The 21377-nt window shown below is 65.4% G+C and carries 19 protein-coding genes, 1 tRNA gene and 3 pseudogenes; 10 read left to right on the top strand and 13 right to left on the bottom strand.

Going from position 1 to position 21377, the window contains the following annotated elements; translation table 11 throughout:
* Positions 1 to 58: 58 nt before the first annotated feature.
* Positions 59 to 2149, bottom strand: coding sequence for an MMPL family transporter (locus tag ACWEQQ_RS32605; protein WP_452350941.1), 2091 nt, complete (start codon positions 2147 to 2149; stop codon positions 59 to 61).
* A 261-nt stretch (positions 2150 to 2410) separates the two neighbouring features.
* On the opposite strand from ACWEQQ_RS32605, the pseudogene ACWEQQ_RS32600 reads away from it, so the two are divergent.
* Positions 2411 to 2542: pseudogene (locus ACWEQQ_RS32600) on the top strand (reverse transcriptase domain-containing protein); the annotation flags it as partial.
* A gap of 1193 nt (positions 2543 to 3735) precedes the next feature.
* A pseudogene (locus ACWEQQ_RS32595) lies at positions 3736 to 4536 on the top strand (recombinase family protein); the annotation flags it as partial.
* Positions 4537 to 4764: 228 nt separating this feature from the next.
* On the opposite strand, the gene ACWEQQ_RS32590 reads toward ACWEQQ_RS32595, so the two are convergent.
* From ACWEQQ_RS32590 to ACWEQQ_RS32575, 4 genes are all read right to left on the bottom strand, one after another.
* Positions 4765 to 5043 (bottom strand): hypothetical protein, encoded by a 279-nt coding sequence (locus ACWEQQ_RS32590; protein WP_452350940.1) that lies wholly within the window; start codon positions 5041 to 5043, stop codon positions 4765 to 4767.
* A gap of 33 nt (positions 5044 to 5076) precedes the next feature.
* Complete coding sequence (locus ACWEQQ_RS32585) at positions 5077 to 5295, bottom strand: hypothetical protein (protein WP_452350939.1); 219 nt, start codon at positions 5293 to 5295, stop codon at positions 5077 to 5079.
* A gap of 85 nt (positions 5296 to 5380) precedes the next feature.
* Positions 5381 to 5455, bottom strand: a tRNA-Val gene (locus ACWEQQ_RS32580).
* A gap of 245 nt (positions 5456 to 5700) precedes the next feature.
* Positions 5701 to 6630 (bottom strand): hypothetical protein, encoded by a 930-nt coding sequence (locus tag ACWEQQ_RS32575; protein WP_452350938.1) that lies wholly within the window; start codon positions 6628 to 6630, stop codon positions 5701 to 5703.
* A 439-nt stretch (positions 6631 to 7069) separates the two neighbouring features.
* Here ACWEQQ_RS32575 and ACWEQQ_RS32570 point away from each other — a divergent pair, with 439 nt between their 5' ends.
* From ACWEQQ_RS32570 to ACWEQQ_RS32560, 3 genes are all read left to right on the top strand, one after another.
* Positions 7070 to 7372 (top strand): hypothetical protein, encoded by a 303-nt coding sequence (locus ACWEQQ_RS32570; protein ID WP_452350937.1) that lies wholly within the window; start codon positions 7070 to 7072, stop codon positions 7370 to 7372.
* Between the two features lie 290 nt (positions 7373 to 7662).
* Positions 7663 to 7881: a hypothetical protein gene (locus tag ACWEQQ_RS32565; RefSeq protein ID WP_452350936.1), complete on the top strand. Its 219-nt coding sequence runs from the start codon at positions 7663 to 7665 to the stop codon at positions 7879 to 7881.
* A gap of 129 nt (positions 7882 to 8010) precedes the next feature.
* Positions 8011 to 9099 carry a zinc-binding metallopeptidase family protein gene (locus ACWEQQ_RS32560; RefSeq protein WP_452350935.1) on the top strand — a complete coding sequence of 363 codons (1089 nt, stop codon included), beginning with the start codon at positions 8011 to 8013 and terminating at the stop codon, positions 9097 to 9099.
* On the opposite strand, the gene ACWEQQ_RS32555 is transcribed toward ACWEQQ_RS32560, so the two are convergent.
* The 3 genes and pseudogenes from ACWEQQ_RS32555 to ACWEQQ_RS32545 all read right to left on the bottom strand — a co-directional run bounded on the left by ACWEQQ_RS32555 (position 9048) and on the right by ACWEQQ_RS32545 (position 10664).
* Complete coding sequence (locus tag ACWEQQ_RS32555; protein WP_452350934.1) at positions 9048 to 9230, bottom strand: hypothetical protein; 183 nt, start codon at positions 9228 to 9230, stop codon at positions 9048 to 9050. The genes ACWEQQ_RS32560 and ACWEQQ_RS32555 overlap by 52 nt on opposite strands.
* Positions 9191 to 9760 carry an ROK family transcriptional regulator gene (locus tag ACWEQQ_RS32550; protein WP_452350933.1) on the bottom strand — a complete coding sequence of 190 codons (570 nt, stop codon included), beginning with the start codon at positions 9758 to 9760 and terminating at the stop codon, positions 9191 to 9193. Before ACWEQQ_RS32550 ends, ACWEQQ_RS32555 begins: the two co-directional genes overlap by 40 nt.
* Before the next feature lie 76 nt (positions 9761 to 9836).
* Positions 9837 to 10664, bottom strand: a pseudogene (locus tag ACWEQQ_RS32545) (NADPH-dependent oxidoreductase).
* A gap of 441 nt (positions 10665 to 11105) precedes the next feature.
* Between ACWEQQ_RS32545 and ACWEQQ_RS32540 the strand changes: the two are divergent.
* Positions 11106 to 12308: an LLM class flavin-dependent oxidoreductase gene (locus tag ACWEQQ_RS32540; RefSeq protein WP_452350932.1), complete on the top strand. Its 1203-nt coding sequence runs from the start codon at positions 11106 to 11108 to the stop codon at positions 12306 to 12308.
* Positions 12309 to 12320: 12 nt separating this feature from the next.
* The gene (locus ACWEQQ_RS32535; RefSeq protein WP_452350931.1) at positions 12321 to 13691 is read left to right on the top strand and encodes an NtaA/DmoA family FMN-dependent monooxygenase; all 1371 of its coding nucleotides are present in this window, start codon (positions 12321 to 12323) and stop codon (positions 13689 to 13691) included.
* Here the strand turns inward: ACWEQQ_RS32535 and ACWEQQ_RS32530 are convergent.
* Entirely contained in the window at positions 13660 to 14901 is a 1242-nt protein-coding gene (locus ACWEQQ_RS32530; protein ID WP_452350930.1) for a cytochrome P450, read from the bottom strand. The genes ACWEQQ_RS32535 and ACWEQQ_RS32530 overlap by 32 nt on opposite strands.
* 365 nt (positions 14902 to 15266) lie before the next feature.
* Between ACWEQQ_RS32530 and ACWEQQ_RS32525 the strand changes: the two genes are divergently transcribed.
* Positions 15267 to 15491, top strand: a complete 225-nt coding sequence (locus ACWEQQ_RS32525; protein WP_452342655.1) for a hypothetical protein — start codon at positions 15267 to 15269, stop codon at positions 15489 to 15491.
* Positions 15492 to 15541: 50 nt separating this feature from the next.
* Here ACWEQQ_RS32525 and ACWEQQ_RS32520 read toward each other — a convergent pair whose 3' ends face one another.
* The 3 genes from ACWEQQ_RS32520 to ACWEQQ_RS32510 all read right to left on the bottom strand — a co-directional run bounded on the left by ACWEQQ_RS32520 (position 15542) and on the right by ACWEQQ_RS32510 (position 17407).
* Positions 15542 to 15856 (bottom strand): FHA domain-containing protein, encoded by a 315-nt coding sequence (locus ACWEQQ_RS32520; protein WP_452350929.1) that lies wholly within the window; start codon positions 15854 to 15856, stop codon positions 15542 to 15544.
* Positions 15857 to 15898: 42 nt separating this feature from the next.
* Complete coding sequence (locus ACWEQQ_RS32515) at positions 15899 to 16615, bottom strand: serine/threonine-protein kinase (RefSeq protein WP_452350928.1); 717 nt, start codon at positions 16613 to 16615, stop codon at positions 15899 to 15901.
* A gap of 69 nt (positions 16616 to 16684) precedes the next feature.
* Complete coding sequence (locus tag ACWEQQ_RS32510; RefSeq protein WP_452342654.1) at positions 16685 to 17407, bottom strand: hypothetical protein; 723 nt, start codon at positions 17405 to 17407, stop codon at positions 16685 to 16687.
* Positions 17408 to 17540: 133 nt separating this feature from the next.
* Here ACWEQQ_RS32510 and ACWEQQ_RS32505 point away from each other — a divergent pair, with 133 nt between their 5' ends.
* On the top strand, positions 17541 to 17690 hold the full coding sequence (locus tag ACWEQQ_RS32505; RefSeq protein WP_452342665.1) for an HNH endonuclease: 150 nt from the start codon (positions 17541 to 17543) through the stop codon (positions 17688 to 17690).
* On the opposite strand, the gene ACWEQQ_RS32500 is transcribed toward ACWEQQ_RS32505, so the two are convergent.
* Positions 17638 to 17880, bottom strand: coding sequence for an MbtH family protein (locus ACWEQQ_RS32500; protein ID WP_452350927.1), 243 nt, complete (start codon positions 17878 to 17880; stop codon positions 17638 to 17640). The genes ACWEQQ_RS32505 and ACWEQQ_RS32500 overlap by 53 nt on opposite strands.
* Positions 17881 to 20322: 2442 nt before the next feature.
* Here ACWEQQ_RS32500 and ACWEQQ_RS32495 point away from each other — a divergent pair.
* Entirely contained in the window at positions 20323 to 21120 is a 798-nt protein-coding gene (locus ACWEQQ_RS32495) for a hypothetical protein (protein WP_452350926.1), read from the top strand.
* The last annotated feature ends 257 nt before the right edge of the window (positions 21121 to 21377 follow it).

The raw sequence follows: 21377 nt of genomic DNA, 5'->3' as shown, positions 1-21377 counted from the left end.
ACACCGTTCTACAGTAGCTGTCAACGAATGGTCGGGCTGCTCGCCTTCGTGCTGCGCCTCAGCTGTGGTCCTGGAGGGCGATATAACGGTGCAGCCGACGCAGCGGCGCGGGGGCGTACCAATTGGTCCTGCCCAGGAGGCTCATGGCGGCAGGTACCAGGATGCCTCGGATCAGCAGGGCGTCGATCAGGATCGCCAGACCTGTGCCGAGACCGAACATTTGGATGAAGCTGACCTTCGACACACCGAATGCGAAGAAGCTGACCGCGAGCAAGCCGGCGGCAGTCGAAACGATCCGCCCAGTCTTGGCCAGGCCGTGGATAACTGCGTCGGTCGTGGCCGCACCCTGGTCGCGCAACTCCTTGATGCGACTGGTGAGAATTACCTCGTAGTCCATGGACAGCCCGAACGCGACACAGAACAACAGCACGGCCATGGCGGTGTCGGTGGGGCGTGGAGTGAATCCGAGCAGCCCACTCAGATGTCCGTCCTGGAAGATCCACACCATGGCGCCCAGTGCGGCGGAAAGGCCGAGAGCGTTGAGTAGCAGTGCGCGCAGCGGCTGTACGACGCTGCCGGTGAAGGCGAACAACAGCGCGAACGTGGTCAGGACGATCATCAGAGCGGCGATGGGGAGCCGGGATCCGATCGAGGACTCGGTGTCGATCTGCTGGGCGTCGACGCCGCCGACCAGCGCGACGGTGCCGGCAGGAGCAGCAACGGCACGTACTGAACGCACCAGATCGCCTGCCGCAGTGGATTTCTCGTCGAGGTCGCTGGCGACCGTGAGTCGCTGCAAGCGCGGCTGGGCGACGCTGGTCGTCACGCCGGTGACGCCGGGCAGTTGTGATACTCGGGCGGCGTAGTCGGCGATCGCGGATGTTGTTGCGGGACCATCGATCACGACGTCGACGGAGGCATGACCGAAGCCGGCGAACCCGTCGTGCAAGGTGTCAGCCACCTGACGGCTCGCGGCATCGGCGGGCATCACTCGCTCGTCGGGAATGGAGAATCCGACTCCGAGCAATGGACCGGCCACCAGCGCGAGGATCGCGACGACCGGCAGCGCAGCCGCGATCGGACGCCTGGTCACAGCGGCGGCGAGCCGGCCCCAGGCCGGAGCGTCCGAGCCGCGGTGAGCGTTCGACCAGGGCAGCGACCAGGCATTGACCCTACGGCCGAGAACCGCCAGCAATGCGGGCACGACGGTGAGCGCGCTGATCGCGGCGATGGCGACGACGCCCATGCCCGCGTACGCGAATGACCGAAGGAAGAATTCGGGGAACACCAGCAGTGCCGCCAGCGCCGCGACCACGGTGGTCGCGGAGAACACGATGGTGCGTCCGGCCGTACGCAGCATCGTCGCGACGGCTGCGCGCACGTCCGCGCCGCCGGAGAGCTCTTCGCGGAACCGTGCGACCAGCAGCAGGGCATAGTCCACCCCGAGCGCCAGCCCGAGTGCGGTCGTGAGATTGACCGAATACACCGACACCGCGGTGATTCGGCCCAGTAGGTCGAGTTCGGCGAAGGTCCCCAGGATGGCGACCACGCCGAGGATCAGCGGCACCAGCGCGGCCACCACGCTGCCGAAGGCCAGCACCAGCAGGATCAGGGTGAGGGGGATCGCGATCGATTCGGCGAGCCCGAGGTCTTTGGCGACCTGATCGTTGACGTCGTGTTGCACTGCGGCAGTTCCGCCGGCGCCGACGGTGATCGGCCCGCTCGCCCCCCGGTATCGCTCGACGAGCACGGCGGCACGTTCGCTGACCTGGCCAGCGTCGCCGTCGATGTGCGCGACGACGATCCCGTTGGCGCCGTCCCGAGATTTCATGGCCGGCGCGGCCGTTGTCCAGTACGAGGCGACCTGACTCATCCCGGGCTCCGCGGCCACCCTCTCGGTGAGTTGCCGGGCGGCATCCGCGACGGCGGGGGTGTCCACCGTGCCGCTGTTCGCGTGCACCATGAGCACCAGATTGGTTTGACCGCCGAAGTGATCGTCGATGGCGGCCGCCGCGCGGCTCGATGCCGCTGCCGGGTCGTCGAAACCGCCGCCCTGCAGCTTGCCGAACGCCCCCGTACCCAGGAAGGCGGCAGCGATGAGAATGAGGACACTGAATGCGAGAACCGTACGGGCCCTTCGATATAACAAGCCCCCCAGTCTGCTGGCTCCATCGATGTCGGGTGTTGGGGCGGACAGGAGTTGGTCAGACATGACTGGCGTTTCCCATCAGGTACGTGGTCGTGCATGGGCCCGGATTCGGGAGAGCATCCTTGCTATAGAACAACGTTCTACTAGAGCCCGACGGGCTGTCAACCCGGTCGACCGCGGAAAATCCGAACTCGCCCACCACGCGAAAACCGCTGCGGTCGAGTACATCTCGACCGCAGCGGCTTCGTATTCGAATTATGAACCGGCCGGTGTTGGCACAGGCCGTCAGCGGACGGGATCGAACTGTTCAACCTCGCCGAGGTGCCGATCACACGATATCGGTATCGCGGCAACACGATCCCCAACCCCTGGACCATGGCCGACCACGCCTGACGGCAGATGCCGTGGAGAGCCCGATGCGTGGAGACACGCACGCCGGGTTCGGCGAGCGGCCCGTAGAAACGGACTGGTGGCAACACCGGCACCGCGCTACGGGCCGACTCAACCAGGAACCCCCGGTCCCTGTCGCGTGAGATACCCAATCGAGCCCCAGGACCGAAGTACATCAGCCTGGGGCTCGCTCGGGGGTAATCGCCCATGTTGATCGCTCAGCATGCTTGACGGCCAGACACTACATGCGCCACACCGGTTATCGCGCCAGCCGTGATCTGCGACACGCACACCGTCCAGTGTCGATTGGCGGCTGCCGGCGTAGTGCACGTCGCAGGCATGGCCACATGGGCGATGCATCAAGGCCCATCGAAGCGAGGGAATCCGTCGCGGCCGCGGATTGGGGCTTGCGGGGGATTTTGGCCAGGAAGCCCGCCAGCGCTCAGCAACAGGTGCCCGTCGCAAAGCTGAGTCGCCCAGAGCCTGCGGTCAGATCCCTGTGCGACTGGACAGTGCCGACCCCGAATCGAAGAGCGATTTCGGACGATCTATCAGCGTCAGGACGATCGATCAGCGCAGCCTTCTGAGGTTCCTGAAGCTGGAAGAGAAGGACCTACAACCAACTTCAACATGCACAACACAGTTCAGCATACGGCTGGCGCATCAAGTCCTCAGCTCTGTTGCATGAACCCATGACAATCAAGCCTGGTACGCCCAACGTCTATTCCACCGGCGGTCGTCACAGGCTCGGGTTTCACGCATACGAGCGTCACCGAGAAGGCGGAGGACAGACCAACGCCGCCAGGATGTGTGCGTGGCACAGCAAATGCGATGAATGGCAAGTGATCCCATGGCCAAACTTGCCCCTTCCCGACACCGCCACCGCTGGGCGTTCGTGCGCAGGTCGTGAACCCCATTGCCATCCATAGCTATCTTTTAGCGAAACGAATCCTCTTGCAATGCAAGGCGAAAACAAGAATCTTGGAGGGCGCTCCGGTCAACAGCTAGGCCGTAGCAACACCAAAGCGCCCAACAGGCGAGTACGGGATGTCTAGCCGCGGTGAGACTCCGATCGGCGACAGACGTGAGCACCGCCTGGTCGTGGACAGCGACAGGCGTGAGCCACCGGATCTTCGCAGGCTCAGCCGCGCCGTCATCGCGCTGGCGAAGGAATCCGAATCAGCTGAGGAGGAACCGTGAAAGCTGCCGTGACCGCCGATCCGGCCGTCGCGTACCTGCGAGTCTCGGACAAGAAACAGTTGAACACCGCCATCGACATCGACCCGGACGGCAATTCGATTGCGACCCAACGCAGCGTCGTCGAAAAGCGTGCCGACAACCTTCCTACCCGGATCGTCAAGGAGTTCGTCGAGCCAGGAGTATCGGCCAACTCCGTCGAGAACCGGCCCGTGTTCCAAGAGATGCTGGCCTACCTCAACGAGCACCCCGAGATCAAGTACGTCATCGTCTATGCCCGGTCCCGCGCCTTCCGCAACTACATCGACGCCGCGGTCACCAAGCGCCAGCTCGACAACATGGGCGTGAAGCTGATCTCGGCTCGGGAAGACTTCGGCGAAGGTATCTACGCCGACATGATGGCCGCCATCACTGACATCTTCAACGACACCCAGAACAGGCTGTCCGGCCAGGACATCAGCATCAAAATGCTGAACAAGGCCATGAGCGGCGGCACCTGCAGCCGAGCCAAACTCGGATACGTCAACACCCGCATACTGTTCGAAGGCCGCCAGGTCAACACCATCAAGATCGACAACGACCGTGCACCGCTCGTCGTGCAGGCCTGGGAACTCTATGCAACCGGTGAGCACGGCCTCGACGATCTCGAAGCGGCAATGGCCGACCTAGGGCTGACTTCTCCTCCGACCAGCCGCTACCCGGCACAACGACCAGTATCCGCCTCAACCCTGCACAACATGCTGCGCGACCCGTACTACATCGGCTACGTCACATGGAAGGGCCAGATCTATCCCGGGCGCCACGAACCGCTGATCAGCCATGAACTGTTCGACCGCGTTCAGGATGTGCTCCGCCAGCGCAGCGCCAATGGGAACCGCGACCGGGTTCACAACCACTACCTCAAAGGGTTCCTGTTCTGCACCCGCTGCCGCGACCAGGGGCATACCTCACGGCTGGTGTTCAACCAGTCGACCAGCCGCAACGGCAGCAAGTACACATACTTCAAGTGCCGCAGAAGCAAAGAGGGGTTATGCGATCTCCCCTACCTCCCAGTCGAAATGGTCGCAGAGGCCGTGGCCGAGCACTATCGCACACTGCAGCTCTCGACATCCTTCGCCACCGAGACCCGAAGGCTCCTCGAAGAAGTCGTCGCCGACGAACACACCACCGTCCGCGACCGACACGCCAACCTCAACCGTCAACTGAAACAACTCGACGCCAAGGAAAACCGCCTGATCGACCTGCTCGCCGACGGCTCGATGCCCCAAGCAAAAGTCCGCATGAAACTGATCGACATCAAGACCCAACGCAAACGCCTCGAAGCCGCGCTCACGAACACCTCAGAAGAGCTCACCATCGGCGCGGGAGTCCTCCGGCACGCCTTGGACCTCGTTGCCGACCCCTACGTCCTCTACCGCGACGCCAACACCGACATCCGCCGCCTGCTCAACGAAACCTTCTACCAACGCTTCTACATCGACGACCATCAAGACACCATCGAACCGACGATCAGCGACGAGAAAACCGACCTGTTCGCCGCCCTCCATCAAGCCGGCCACGCCTGCACCAGTCCCCCACCGCACAGAAAGCAGAAAGGGGCTTACTCGAACCAGCGAGCGGACGCCGGTTGGAATAAGCCCCTCATGGTGGTTCTAGCTGGGATCGAACCAGCGACCCCTCGCGTGTGAAGCGAGTGCTCTCCCGCTGAGCTATAGAACCGTAGCTCGTCGCTCGAGGCGACTGTCCGGTTCGGGGTCTCCCCCGCTCCGGCTGAAAGAACATTAGCGCGTCCACCTACCGTCACGCCAAATCGGGTGCACCATCGCTCGCTGCGGCGCGCGGTAGCCGACTCGGTCGGCGTCGGCCGCAGCGTCGAATTCCGCTGTAGTGAGGGCTATTTCAGCGGCAGCGACGTTCTCTTCGACGTGGGCGACCATGTCCAGATCCGCAGGAGCGAGCCGGCGCTACGGCGAACCGAACAGCTCGGCGACCGCGGCCACCGTGACAGACCGGGTCAGCCAATCCGACAGCCGCTCCAGATCAGCGCATGCCAGAATCCGCTCACGGGCGGCGCCGTCGACCTCGATCCCCCGAGCGGCCAGAACCGTGAGAATTGCCGAAGCCTCCCCCTCGGCCCGGCCTTCGGCCACGCCCTCGGCCTTGCCTTCCGCCACGCCTTCCGCATGACCGATCGCCTGGTGGCGCCGGGCGAATTCGCTCTCCCACCGGTAGTTCTCGACCGAAATCGACATGATAGCCTCCAGCTCGATGCGGGCTGCCTCAGGCAGTCGCGCGCTGATGTAGTCATAGTAAATCAGGCCCCTCTCGGGCCCGAAGGTCTCGAGCGCCCGCAGCACCATCTCCAGTACCGGGCGCCGCGACTCGTCTTGCACATGCCCAGGAGCTGACAGCAGTACCAGTTCGGGCCATTCTCGCGCTTGGTCCGGATCGGTGACCGGCCCCAACCGCCCCGGCCAGTACGTGATCGGCGTGAAGACGAAACCCGGATGGCCGGTCTCGATCGGTTGTCCGACAGCCGCCGCGACTCGCTCGATCGGACAGTAAGCCAGTAGCACGACCGGACACCCCAACCGCTTGCGCAGGTTGGTCACATACTCGGGCCAACTCGACCGGATCCGCGCGAGTTCGTCGGCGGTGCAGGTGTTCTGCACCTCCTGGATGATCGCGTATTCGGGCCGCTGCGGGTTGCCGCCGACCAGGGCGACATCCAGGTGCAGCTCGAGCGGTCCGAGGACGGTCACCGTCTCCGGTCCCAACCGCCAGCACGCGTCCTCTGGAACGGGTAGGCCGAAGACGTCACGGGCCACCTTCGCGGCCAACTCCGGTCGCTCCCGAAACAGTTCCAATGGCACCTCGTGGTTGTTCGACGGCATGGCGCGGACGATAGGGCTATCCCCGCGGCGGCATGCCCTGAACGCGCATCCGATGACTGCCCAGTCCGATTCTCGGCGTGTCCGTGCCCGAGACGAATCTGCCTGTTGCACAGGAATACTGCGCTATTCGAGTACACCACTCCACCGCTGGCGCCAAAGCCTCCGATAAGCGCCTCGAAAACGCCGATACCTGGGCGCCAGGTGGTCTCGGGCCGCGACACTGCACTCGCGGACCGCCTGCCCTCGGCGATCGCACCTTCCGAGAAGACCGGCGCCAGGGTAATCGTCTGCACTGGTGGGGCATTCGCGGGCAGCGGTCCGGCCGCACGCCGAAACACGGCCGTATTTTTCTGGATACATGGCGGCGCCTTCGGCCGGTGTAGTTTGCCAGGGTTACGGTGCCCGAGCGATCGGGTGCAGATTCACCACGGAGGATCCAATGAAGTTGCGTATTGCTGGAGTACTCGGCGCTGCCGCGGTGGCCGGGATGGTGGCGGTGCTGGTGCCCGCGACCGCGGGTGCGTCGACCGGCACCCTGGTCTCGAACGGCAGGGTTCTCGTGAACCCGTCCGGTTGCGTCCGGATCATGCTCACCGACCTGGACACGACCACCGTGACGAACTCGACCGATCAGGACGCCACCTTCTACGCCAGCATCGACTGCTCGGGCGATCCGATCGGCATCGTGGCGGCCGGAGCGGCCGGCACGCCCCCGATGGCCGGCAGCTTCTCCATCAACTGACGACTGCGGACCTGGCCAGTGCATCGCGCCTGGCCAGGCTTCGGTTCCCCGATGACCCTCACGGCTCGGGGCAGGGGCGCCGAGGGCATGAAGACGACCGGGAGCGCCGTCAGGGCGCGATGGAACGGTCGTGGCCGCCAAGGCAATTCGGGGCCCGGGGGGACCGCCGACGGGGCCAACCGTGGGCGGCCGATAACCTCCGCGCCGGAAACCTGGTGCCGTTTGACCGAAGCCCAGGCGGGTATCGCGAATACGAAACAGATCGCGCCATACCCGGGAGGTCGAGAACCGTGGAAATCGCAAAAGGAACGCGTCTGGTCCCCATCCACGACACCGCGCTCGGTGCTCCCATTCAGGTCACTGCGGTGCGGCACAACCCGATTCCGTACATGGAGGTTCGACCTATCGGCGGCGGCCGCGTGTGTGCGGTATCGCTCAGCGATCTGCAGCGGGATTTCCGCATCCTGCGCAAAAGCGTTTCGGCCGAGAATGATTCGACCAAGGGATAGCTTCTCGGCTCTGGATCAGTCCGCCGTCTCGATACCACATCGCTGCACCGGGTCAGGCTCAATACCACGGTGGCCCGGCTGGACGTCAGACGATCGGCTCGCCGATGTCGGTCGACGGGAAGGAATCCCTTGCGAGACTTCACGTGCGGGCGGTGCGGACAGCGATTGTCGTTCGAGAATTCTGTCTGCCTGAGGTGCGGTGGGGCGCTGGGGTTTCACCCACTCAGTCGCACCATGCTCGTCCTCGATACGCACGGCACGACCACTGTCGACGGTCGGCGCTGGCGGACATGCGGCAATCTGCAGCGCGCCCGGTGCAATTGGCTGGTCCCAGCGGCAACCGGGGCCGGCGGTGAATTGTGCTCTTCGTGCCGGTTGACCCGAACCCGGCCCGCGGACAACGACTCCCCGGCGCTCGCCCAATTCGCCGAAGCCGAGACGAGCAAGCGGCGGGTGATCTTCGAGCTGAACGAACTCGGGTTGCCGATCGTCGGGCGAGACGAGGATCCCGACCACGGCCTGGCTTTCGATCTGTTGTCCAGCGCGGGTGAGGAGGTGACGACCGGCCACCACAGCGGGGTGATCACGCTGGATCTCGCCGAAAGCGACGATGTGCACCGCGAACGGCTCCGCGTATCGATGGACGAGCCATACCGGACGCTCGTGGGCCACTTCCGCCACGAGCTCGGCCACCACTACCAGCAGGTCCTGGTGGGCGACGGCCTGCGGGAGCCGAGATTCGAAGCACTGTTCGGCGACCCCGACCAGGACTATGCGGCCGCTCTGGACCGGAACTATCGGATCGGCCCGCCACCGGACTGGCCGGATCGGTTCGTGTCCGCGTATGCCGCAATGCATCCCGTCGAGGATTGGGCCGAGACCTTCGCCCACTACCTCCATATTCGTGAAACCCTCGACACCGCAGCAGCATTCGCGATGACCCGGGAAAGCACCCGATCAGAAGTGCGGCTACACGCCAACACCGGTTTCGATCGGCTCATCGAGCACTGGCTGCCACTGTCATGGGCCCTCAACCAGGTCAACCGGTCGATGGGCCACCCCGACCTCTATCCCTTCGTCCTGGCCCCGGCGGCACTGGACAAGATGCGATTCATCCACGAACTGATCGGCCGCGCAACAGCTTCGGCAACTCGGAGATTGCGTACTCATGATGATTCGGCGGCGACGTGGTCCGCGGGGGCGTCGTCGCCGACATAGGCCGACCACAACGGGCAGTAGGGGCCGTCGATCTCGAGAAGGTCGGCGTGGCGGCCGGTTTGCAGCAGACGGCCGTCGCCCATCACGATGATCAGATCGGCGTCGGCGGCGGTGGCCAGGCGGTGGGCCACGACGATGGTGGTGCGGCCTGCGGGAGAGATACTGCCGCACAGCAACATTGCGCCAGGGCAAGGTGCCGTGCTCGACGACGGACCCGGCCGGGCCGTCCACCCAGCCGCCGATGGGCGACACCCAGCCCGATGACGCGTTCGGTCAGCTCGTCCCGCAGCCGCCGCACCTCGGCGGCGGCGGACGCCAGGATCACGTCCGGATCCAGGCCGAGATGCGGCGCCCGATGCGAAAGCCGCACGGTTCCGGCGATATCGAGCACCGCGACCGTGCAATGGTCGGCGGCGATGTGCAGCCCGAGCACCACATTGCCCGCGACGTTCAGCACCAGCGGCGAATGTGGGCGGCCCATCCCGCCCGGCCCGGCCGTCTCCGGCAGCTCGGTCAGCAATCCCGCCGCGGCCAGCGCCCGCACCTGCGAGGTCACGGTCGCCGGCGACAATCCGGCCACGCGGGCGATGACGCTGCGCGGCGCCGTGCCCTCGGCGAGCACGGCACGCAACACCGCCCCCGCGCTCTTGTCCCCGGTCACCATCGATTCCTCATCTCACCCCACCGAGCCGGGACATGATCGATTCCCCGACGGCAGAGTGGCTCGATCGGCGCCATCAGCGCAGCGGAAAACCCTGCGCCGCAAGCTGGTCACGCAGCCGGTCGCGGCCTGTGAGCGCGGCGGCCGAGCCGAGCCGGGTCAGTACCCGGTCGATCCAGGAGTGCTCGAGGTTCTGCTCGGCGTAGAACGCCGCGATCCGGGTCTCGTACTCGGCCAGATGCGCGCCGAGCCCGGTCGCGTCGTAGGTCTCCTCGTGCAGCACCGCGGCCTGCGGCAGCCGCGGCTTGACGCGGGCATCCTCGCTCGGGTCCGGGATGCCGACCACGAGGCCGACGACCGCGAACACGCCTGGTGGCAGGGATAATTCAGCCGCAACCTGCTCGGGGTTGTTGCGGATCGCGCCGATATAGACGGTGCCCAGGCCCAGCGATTCGGCCGCTGTCACCGCGTTCTGTGCGGCCAGCGCCGCGTCCAGAAACGCCACATAGCTGGACTCCAGGTAGTCGGCTCCATCGAGCGGGGCCCCGCGCTCCGCGGCCAGTGCTCACAGCCGGGCCAGATCCGCCGTCCAGACCAGCAGTACCGGCGCCTGCCGGATATGGTCCTGATCCCCGGCGAGCGTGGCCAGTCGCGCCTTGCGTTCCGGATCTCGGACCGCGATCACGCTCCACGCTTGGAGATTGGAGGATGTCGGCGCCGACTGGGCTGCCGAGACGAGCAGGCGCAAGATGGCGTCCGGCACCGGATCGGCCAGATAGCGACGGATCGAGCGGTGCTCGTGCAGCACCCGCAGCACCGGGTTCCATTCCGGGGCCGGGGTCGGTGCGGGGTCGCGGTAGCGCTGTGCCACCAACTGATCCGCGGAAGCAGAGATCTGGGTCATGGGGCGTATCGTGACCGCCGCGCGGGGCCAAGTCAGGTATTGACCGCAGCTCGAGCCGAATACCACGCAACCGGCGACGAGAACTGGACGATCGTCGTATCCCCAAACCCCGAGCCAAGGCTTGCGAACGAGTTGAAGGAATTCCTTCGTGCGCCCGTACCGCCGCGCCTGATCCTCTTCGCCCTCCGCCGGGACATGAATTCCCGCCGATTCCAGCGCTGCACAAGTCGGCGACGTCCGCGAGGACCCACCCGGGCTCGGCCTGTTGCCTCGATCGCAGCGCGAGCCGGTCTATGCCCAATGCCATTGTGCTCCACGGTATTTCCGCAGGATCAGCCTGATCTCAACCGTTGACCACCGCGACCGGGAAGGACGAAGGTGCCTGAGGGGAGCGCACGCCGATCCGGCGTGACACGCGAGGACGAACGGAAACCGAGGATTATGGCATCGACACCATTGCACCTGGGCGCGGCGCTGGACGGTGCGGGCTGGCATCCGGCGGCCTGGCGGGAACCGAACTCCCGGCCCGCGGAGCTTTTCGGAGCCCGCTACTGGACCGATCTCGCCGCCACGGCCGAGCGGGGACTGCTGGATTTCGTGACCATCGAGGACAGTCTGACGGTGCCGCAGGCTCCCGACGGCGCCGTCGACCGGGTGCGCGCCCGGCTCGACGCCGAGTTGATCGCCGCACGCCTCGCACCGGTCACCCGCCACCTCGGACTCGTCCCGGTGGTGACCACCACCCACACCGAGCCGTTCCATGTCGCCACGGCGATCGCCACGCTCGACTACACCTCGCGCGGCCGGGCCGGCTGGCAGACCCGGGTGTCGGGAACTGCCTCCGAGGCAGCCCATTTCGGACGGCGCACCATCGACGGCCTCACCACCGCGGAGTTGGCCGAGGCCGTGACCTCGGGCCGATTCCCGCCCGCCGCGCACGAGTTGTTCGACGAGGCCGCCGATGCCGTCGAGGTGGTGCGCCGATTGTGGGACAGCTGGGAGGATGACGCCGAGATTCGCGACGTCGCCACCCGGCGCTTCATCGATCGAGACAAGCTGCACTACATCGACTTCCGGGGGCGCTTCTTCAGCGTGCGCGGCCCGTCCATCACCCCGCGCCCACCGCAGGGGCAGCCGGTGGTGACGGCGCTGGCGCACGCGCCGCTGATCTACGAATTCGCCGCCCGCGGTGCGGATCTGGTGTTCGTCACCCCGACGCACGACGCGGGTCCCGCACCGATCGTGCGCAAGGTGGCGGAGGCGGCCGACCGGGTCGGGCGGGTCGGCGAACCGCTGCGGGTCTACGCCGACCTGGTCGTCTTCCTCGACACCGCCGACGCCACCGGAGCGGAACGCCTGGCCCGCCTCGACGATCTCGCCGGTACCGAATTCGTCTCCGACGCAGCGATTTTCACCGGCAGCGCGGACGCCCTGGCCGATCTGCTCGCCGCCTGGCACGACGCCGGGGTCCACGGCGTGCGCTTGCGGCCGGGTGTGGCCGTCGACGACCTGAGCGCCATCGCCGATGTCCTGGTGCCGGTCCTGCAACGCCGCGGCCTGTTCCGAACCGGCTACGCCGAGACCACCCTGCGTGGGCTGCTCGGCCTGCCCACCGCCGTCCCCAATCGATACGCGAACGCCTGAGTGAGGCCACCCATGAGCACATCCCGTAAACAGGTCATCCTGGGCGCCTACCTCGGCGGCGTGAACCATCACACCGCCTGGTGGCATCCGCAGGCCGGCAGCCAGATCGATTTCGGCACCTTCGAACACACCGCACGCACCGCCGAGCGGGGAAAGTTCGACTTCTTCTTCCTCGCAGAGGGACTCATCCTGCGCGAGCGCGCCGGTCGGATCTTCGATCAGGACATCATCGGCCGCCCCGACACGTTCACCGTGCTGGCCTCGATCGCCGCGGTCACCGAGCACCTCGGACTCGCGGGCACGATCAACGCCACCTTCAACGAGCCCTACGAGCTGGCCCGGCGGTTCGCAAGCCTGGATCACCTCTCCGGCGGCCGGGCCGCCTGGAATGTGGTCACCTCCTTCGACGCGTTCACCGGGCAGAACTTCCGGCGCGGCGGGTTCCTCGATCCCGCCGACCGCTATGCCCGCGCCGAGGAAACCCTGAACGCGGTTCGCGCACTGTGGGATTCGTGGGCCGAGGACGACCTGGTGGCGGACAAGAGCACCGGCCGGTTCCTGGGCCGCGCCGACGCCGGGACGTTCTCCTTCCGCGGCAGCCAGTTCGACATCGAAGGCCGGATCACCGTTCCGCGCAGCCCCCAGGGGCGGCCGGTGATCCTGCAGGCCGGTGTCTCACCACAGGGCCGGGCCTTCGCCGCCGCGAACGCCGACGCCATCTTCTCCCCCTACGGCAAGCTGCCGGAGGCGGCCGAGTTCTATCGCGACATCAAGGCGCGCGCCGTGGCCGCCGGCCGCTCGGCCGACGACATCAAGATCCTGCCGTCGGCAAGCTTCGTGCTCGGCGACACCGAGGCCGAGGCGGTCGAGAAGTATCACGCCATCCGGAACGAACAGGTCACCGGTCAGACCGCACTGATCCTGCTGGAACAGATCTGGAACCGCGACCTGTCCGGCTACGACCCGGACGGCCCGGTGCCCGCCATCGATCCGGATCCCGATGCCCCGCCGATCATCCAGGGCCGCGCGTTCGTTCATCAGGACCGTTTCGCGACCGTCCGACGACTGCGCGAGGTCGCCGAGGCGAAGAAGCTGAGCCTGCGCGAGGTGGTCATCGACCAGTTCGAACGCGGACCACTGTTCGGCACCCCGGCACAGGTGGCGCAGCAGATCGATGATTTCGTGAGCAACGACGGCTCGGACGGCTTCATCCTCGGTTCGCATCTGGTGCCGTGGGGCCTCGACGAATTCGTCGACCGGGTGGTGCCATTGCTGCAGGACCGCGGCGTGCTGCGCGCCGACTACACCGGAACCACCCTGCGCGACAACCTCGGTCTCGCACCCGCGGCTCTCACACCTCGGGCAGCGGCGGCGAAGGTGTGAAGACGACCGGGAGGGCGGTCAGGGCACGATGGAAAGGTCCTGGCCGCCAAGACAATTCGGGGCTCGGGACCGCCAGCTGGATCTCCGGGAGAGCGTCGAGCAGCTGGTCGACGGCCTCCTGGGCGATCAGATAGGCCAGCGAATTGGCGGGGCAGGAGTGCGGGCCCGCACCCCAGGCGAGATGCGAACGGTTACCCGCCAGCTCCTTGTCGCGAATGGCCGGATCGGTATTGCAGGCCGCCATGCTGATGACGACCGGTTGGTGCGCGGGCAGCCAGTAGTCGTCCAGGAGAACGGGCCCGGGCGGAAAGCTGATGCAGAAGTTCGCCATCGGGGGATCGTCGAAGAGCACCTCGTCGAGCGCGTCCCGGGTGGACAGACTGCCGCCCAGCGCGCTGCCGCGGAACCGGTCGTCCACCAGGAGCAGCAGCAGCGTATTGGCGATCAGATTCTGCTGCGGCTCGATTCCCGCGCCGTACAGCGTGGCCAGCTGGTGCACCATTTCGGTCTCGCTCAGCTCGGCGGGATGGCGGAGCATGCGGGTGGTGACGTCGTCGCCCGGATGCGCTCGCTTGTACAGGGTCAGCCGCAGCAGAGCGTCCACGAGCAGCTTGTTGCCCTGTTCCGCGCCGACGCCCTCGAAAATGGCGCGGAAACCCTCCGCCGCCTGCCCCGCAATGTCCACCGGGCAGCCGAGCAGGTGGTTGAGCACCCGGAATGCCAGCGGAAAAGCGTAGTCGCGCACCAGATCTGCCGACCCGGACGTACAGAACGTATTGATCAGCGACACCGCGACCCGTTCCACCGTGCCCTGCAGACCGTACTGATCGATTCCGGCCAGCCCGGCAATATTGATCCGCCGGTACCGCGCGTGCTCGATTCCCGCGCTACGCAAGGCATTCGGCCGCCACTGCATCATCGGCAGGGCCGGACAGTCGGCGGGAACCCCTGCCTGCCACTCCCGTGGATCGGCGGGAAAACGGTCCGGATCGTTGAGAATCCTTACCGCCGTGCGATATCCGAGCACGAGCGTGGCCGGCACCCCGGGCGCCAACTCCACCGGAGCCAAGGCCCCGAACTTGTCGCGCATCTCCCGATAGACCCGGTGTGGGTCGGCCGCGAACTCCGGCGTGTAGATGGGCACCCGCGCACCGGCGGCATCGACTACCGCGGCATACCGGCCGCCGGCGGTCGGCACTGACTCTGACATCGAACCCACTCCACATACTGCGCAGCACTCCACCGACGCCCGGCACCGCACGTCCCGGACCCGGACCGAGGTGTCACCCTACCGACGCGAGCGCTCCCCCGTGTACCCATCGCGATCTTTTCCGCGCGGCGTGTGCGACCGGGGGAATCCGGCCGGGTTCGACGAAATCATTGACAAGGGTGATCCGGAGTCGCAGGCTTTACGAGGCGCAATTGTTGTCTCGACAGTTGCTGCGGAATCCGGTTGTCAGTGATCGTCGCCGAAGCGGCGGGGAAAGCTGCACAGCGCACGGAGATTCGGCGGACGCGGTGTCATCCGCGTCCGATCTCATAGTTCGGACGGAACCTACCGATGCGGAGGTTGAAATGTCTGATCGCAAGGGCCGAAAACCCAGCCAGACGGCAAACAAGGCCAAGCAGGGCATGAAGGACCAGGGCCAGCGCATGGAACGTGACGTGGACCGGCTGGCCGACGACGCCAAGCGCGATATGGACCGGTTGGGCGACGGCATGAAGCGAGAGGGCCAGCGGGCGCGGTCGGACATGGAGGACCGAACCAAAGAGATGAAGCGAAAACTGCAGCACCACTAGCGCTGCCGCTCGACGATGGCCGGTCCATCGGACGATCTTCGATGGACCGGCTATTCCACCAGCTCGAAGACGAAATCGCTGGTGCCGATGCGGATTTCGTCACCGTCGGATAGCACCGCGCTGTCGCTGATCCGCTCACCGTGCACGAACACCCCGTTGGACGATCGCAGGTCGCGGATCACGAAGCTCAGGCCGGTGTCCACGATGACCGCGTGATGGCGGCTGACCTTGCCGTGCGAGAGCACCAGGTCGTAGTCCGGTAGCCGTCCGATGCACAGCGCAGTGGACCCGAGGCGGATGACCTTCCCGGTGTCGTCACGAAGCGAGCCGGAATCGAAGACGTTCGCTGGGCATGCGCTGTCCACTCCGAGGATTGCCGCTGGGCCGCACCCGCATGATCACATCGATTATCCCTCGCCGAGCAGCGAACCGGGGGCGCCTGCATCGGTGCAGCGCCCCCGCTCACTCGCTGGCCGGAGGTACGCCTGGTCCTGGCCGTGCGGCGCGGCCGCGGTGGCAGCGCGCATTGCTTCGGTGGCGATGGGCGGCCCGGCCTCGGTGTCGCCCAGGATCGTGGCGGCCGACCGCTGCTCGGTGCTGTCGAGCGCATCGCGGGCGGCGCGGGCCAGCTCGCCCGCTGTCCGGTAACGGTCGGCAGGCTCCCTAGCCATGCCGCGCGCGATCACCGCATCGAACGCCGCCGGAGTTCCCGGATGCACCACGCTGGGACGCGGAATCGGTTCGAACAGATCGTCACTGAGCCCCGCCTCGGCACTGCCACCGGGGTGCGGGCGGGCGCCGGTGAGGCATTCGTGGAGAACACACGCCAGCGAACAGATGTCAGCTCGGCTGGTGATCTCATTGTCCTGCAGGACTTCTGGAGCCTCGTAGCCAGAGACTCCTGCCCGGGTGTCCCTGTCGGTCGATCCGGAACCGGCGACCGAGCGGCCGATACCGAAGTCGACCAGATAGGCGAAATCGTCGCCGCCGACAAGGATATTGGCGGGCTCGACGTCGCCGTGGATCAGCCCGTCGACATGCGCCGCATCCAGCGTCCCGCCGACACCGCCCGCGGCGACGATCCGCTCGGCCGGATCAGCGTCCCCGGCTCGGCCTTGGACCAACGCTGCCGAAAACCGAAAAGGGCCTCATCTTCACCCTGAATTGGTGAAGATGAGGCCCTTCTGGTGGGCCTATGCCTGCAGCGCCGGCTGATCGGCGGGCAGGTTCGGTGTCGCGGGTTCCAGCGCACCCACCAGGGCACCAACCCCCGCCCCGATTGCGGAACCGACCACGGCCGCAGGGATCGCGAAGACTGCGGCACCGATGGCAGCGCCGATTACCGGTACGACCACCAAGCCCGCCGGGAGGAAGGGAATACCGGAAATGAAACCGGCGACGGCACCGACCATCGCACCGGTGGAGGTCAACGGGCTGGAAACGATCCCCGCCACCACATTGCCCGCAAGTGCACCGGCCAGAGCATCGGCGGCCATGCGGTCCGACCGCGTCGGAGCGAATCCGACCGAGTCGAATCCCTGGGCCAGCATGGCCTCCGTCTGCCCGTAGGAGTCGTTGATCCCGTCGGTGAACCCGGGGTCGACCCAGTCCGGCCGGCCGACCGAAACAGAGCCGATGCGAATGGTCCCGTCCGGCGCCTGGATCGGCGCGACGGGCGGGGCGAGGGCCGTTGGCAGGTGCAGACTGGACGGGTCGACCGGGGCGAGGCGGCCGTCAGGAACGGCCCGCTTCCCGCTCATATCGTTGCGACTGGTCGCCGTTGGCGGATTGGTCGCATCCGCCGACGCCGGGGAGACCTCCAACATCGCCACCGACAGCGGAACCGTCGCGAGGACCAGTAGTGATCCAGCACGCCCGAACCGCCGGGTCGAACGAGCGAGATGGTGTTCTGCCATGAATGACCTCTCTGTCGACTTCTGATGAGTTGTGCAAGAGATTCGAACGGCACGCCGGGCGGATACGGACGCCCAAGAACTGCGTGCGCCGATCGGCCATGCCTTGATCCCGCTTCATCACCAGAACGAGGGCATGACTATGGCGAATCGGCGGCGCAAGACTCTCGTCGTCTGCGCCGACTGCCATGGCGCTATCGTCTTATCGCACGTTGCGCTAATCCGACCTCAGGTCAAGCCTCGGCGACCCGAGCTGCTGCGGAATCGGCAGATATCGACTGTCTAAGGGATTTCGGACGCATATCGGTCCAGTTCTTCTCGATGTATTCCATACAGGCGTCTCGGCTGTCCTCACCGAACGTTCGATGCCACCCGTTCGGGATATCGGCAAAGCTTGGCCACAGGCAATACTGTTCTTCGTCGTTGATCAGAACGGAGAACCTGCCGTCTTCGTCATCGAATGGGTTAGTGCTCATTCTCGCCTCACAATTGCAGCATTTGATTGCGTCGTGTAGCAGGTGGCCAGGAGCAAGACAATCATCCCTGGCGCGTACATGGCATGTACGCACCAGGGATGACTCGATCAACACCATCGTCATCTCTGTCCGCGCGAGTCGATACTTCCCGCAGATCATGCCTGCGAACTGCACGGTGTTCCGTACCGCGCGATGCACGGATGGGAACCGACCGGAAACCTAACCACCGTGGACCAGGACGTCAAGCACTGCCACATGGCGGGCGTGTCACATGGCTTGTTCGTGCAAAACGGACAAACTCCGAACATTGGACATAAGGTGCGCACCAGGGGGATCGGCGCGACGAGAATCGCCACCAACCGCGAAGCCGGCCACCGCTGTGTTCAACGCACTCCTTGCGATCACCGGGGCCGGCGAAGCCGGTTCACCGCGGCCGCGCATCGGGCGCGCAGCAATAGGGCCATTATCCAGCTAACACAACAGGATGGGTCTGGCACCTGTCGATCCATCCCGCACGCAGGGTGACTGGCACGTTTGCTGGAATCCCAGAACCGAGGCTGCGGGTGCTTTGTCCGAATAGAGACGGTCACCAATCCGACAAACAGGAAACCTTTCCTCTTTATCCATCAATTATCGCCCAATAGCTGTAATGTGGCGAATGATCCGCTATCCCCCTCAGGCGGATCCTGACGTTGTGGAACGAACGCCCTTCTGCGCTCCGCAACGTCGCGGTGGTGTCGTCTATCCCCGACACCACCGCTCGGGGGGGGAAACATGTTCACCGATCGTGTTTGGGCAAGTCTAGGTGCCGATTGCATGGACGGAGCGCAGTGTACGCCGAGCACGTAACATTCAACGATTTCCGGGTTGTCTGGGTTACCGAAAGATCTACCTTCATTGCCTACTGTGAACGCTATCCGGGACTGTTCGCCAAAGACCCCTGGTCAGCGGTGCGCGCTAGACGGAATCTCGAGGACCTGGCCCGCAATGTGCTGGTGTGCAGCGACCTCTCGTGAGTTCCGCACGGTGGTGCGCTTTAGTCCGTATAAATACACCAAACGGCACTTCATGCGGAAAAAGATTCCGATGCCACTATTGAATGACCCACCGTCGGAGTCGCCGACATATCCCCTGGACAGCTTCGGCTCGTGTTCGGAGGCCACTCGATGAAAGCTGTGATCACATGAGCATTGTGATGATCGCCGAGGTGATTTCCATCTGGACGCTTCTGGGCCTGTTTTTCGGCTGGGCCATGATGGGTGGCAGACGCTGACCGCTTCGAGGACGGTCCTCAATCGGACAATTCGATCAAAACAACCCGGCTGGGTCGGATTCCATTCGCATCGAGGTCGCGCCGGCCGCCGACTCGAGGTTCTGCCGCAGAGCGCCGGATCGGCGGCTGGACTCGCCCAGTCGGTCCAACCCCCGAGACCCGCCAGGAATTTCAAGGATTTGATGCGACTTAATCCTGCAAATCCATAGCCAGCCACGACCGAACGGCTAGAGTCATCTGCTATGAATTCTGAGGGTGCGGACATGCGGGCACTGCGACGTGCGCGGACGGACCGGGCTAACGGCAGCACGTGGGCGGCAGCGAGATCGCAGACGGTCGCAGATCTGATGTCGGCGCGCCTGCGGAAGCGCCAGAGCTACCCGTCGGCCATCACGGTGGTCTGCGACGGGTGTTGCTATTGCTCGGTGAGATCCGAGACATCGGGGCGCGTGCGGTCCGGATCCGCGAAAGAGCTGAACACACTCGACGATTCCCGGTGGTCTGGTGAACTCGCCACCGTATTACCCTTCCGTCGCCCGATGCCGATGAACGATTGCCGATGAACGTCGTGGCCGCGGAGGGGTCTCCAAGATCAGATTCTCGCTGGGACCGAATTGCATGAGGTCTTCGCGGTCAGAGATTGTCCTTGAACTCCACAATCGATGGTGGTGCCCCTAGACGAATCACCCCCTGGCGTGCACCCTGACCAATATTCACATTTTGCCCGTTTTGCACGAATAAGCCATGTGACACGCCAGCATGTGGCAGTGCTTGACGTCCTGGTCCGCGGTGGATAGGTTTCCGGTCGGTTCCCATCCGTGCGTCGGTTACGACCGCGATTTCAGCGGCTACCGAATATCGCGCGGTTCGCGGGCCTGATGTGCGGGGGTGTCGACTCACACAGTCCGAACGTCTATAGCACAGAGCGGATATAGGTATTCCATACAGGCGTTCGGCTGCCCTCGCCGAACGCCCGCAAGTTGCCGAGGCTTGACTCGAGATCGAATTAGAAAGTACGCGCGAAAATTACACTCACCACCGGCGGCTGTGGCGTAGGAGCTGAAATTCTCTTTCCACATGAAAGGCGTTCGATGAGCACAGGCAAACATAGAGCCCCACACCAGCCCCGATACAAATTGGTGTCGTTGGCCGTCGTGGGAGTCGTTCCAGTGACGTTGGGGCTGGCGGGAACCGAGCCAGCGAACGCCGCTCCCACTGAGAGCACCGAAGTGTCGCAGTCCGACCAGCCTCAACAGGACCAGCGTCTGGCCGACCCGGCCCGGCCCGGCCAGACTCAGCCCGAAGGATCGCAGCCTGACCGGCTCCGGGGCGACCAGCCTCGACCTGACCAGCCGGTGCAGTGGCCCGCGGCGGAAGCACCCAATGTGCATCCGTACCAAGGCCTTCGGATTCCAGATGACACGCTGAGTTCGCTGCAGTGGGCGCGTCCGATGCCGGAAAACAAGTACCTCGCACCCTTGGGAGAGTTGCATGCGCCCGTACCGGTAGCCCCGGTGCCGCCGATCGCGCCCCCGCCTGGCAAATTGCGCTTCGGTGACGTGCAGGTCGATTCACCGGAGTGGCTGAATCGTGAGCAGGCAATCCAGCTGAACGATGGCGCCGCCCAAGCCGAGGCGGCCACGGCAACCTTCCTCGACTCGATCGGAATGGAGCGCAGCCGGTCTGACCGCGTCGCAGGAGAAATTATTGGCGGCGCTGCGGTCGGCGTAATGGCAGGGGCAGTGGCGGCCAGCCCCTTCGGGCTGTTCGGTGGGGTCGTCGGTGGCATGATGGGCACGGCGATCGGCCTGCCATTTGCGCCGATCGGCCTTGCGGCGGTTCCTGTAGGCGCTGCTTACGGTATGGCACTCATGGAGGTTCCCATTGCGGCCATCGGTGCCGGCATAGGCGCATCTCTCGGTGCGGCGCATGCACTCAGCGCACCGCCGCGGGCGGTCGGCGATTGACACCCGGTAGACGGCCCGTGGGACCGCTGTCATACGAGGATCGAACCGCCTCGAGCACGGCCCGGCAGGGAACGACCCGCGTGCGGGATCTCCAATCCGCAATCGACGCATAGGGATTCACCCCACCTGCTCCTGCCGCTCAGTAACTCGGAACCCCCAGGTTTCAGCCACGTAGGCGAGCAGGGGCTACGGTCGCCGCGGGCTCTGCGAGCCGGTGTCGGCCACCGGCCGAGGGCGCCACTGCGACAGGGCGCACG

It is taken from the genome of Nocardia sp. NPDC004123, from assembly GCF_053603795.1.
Note: the sequence above shows the minus strand (reverse complement) of the source record. Positions and strands in the feature narration are given on the sequence as shown.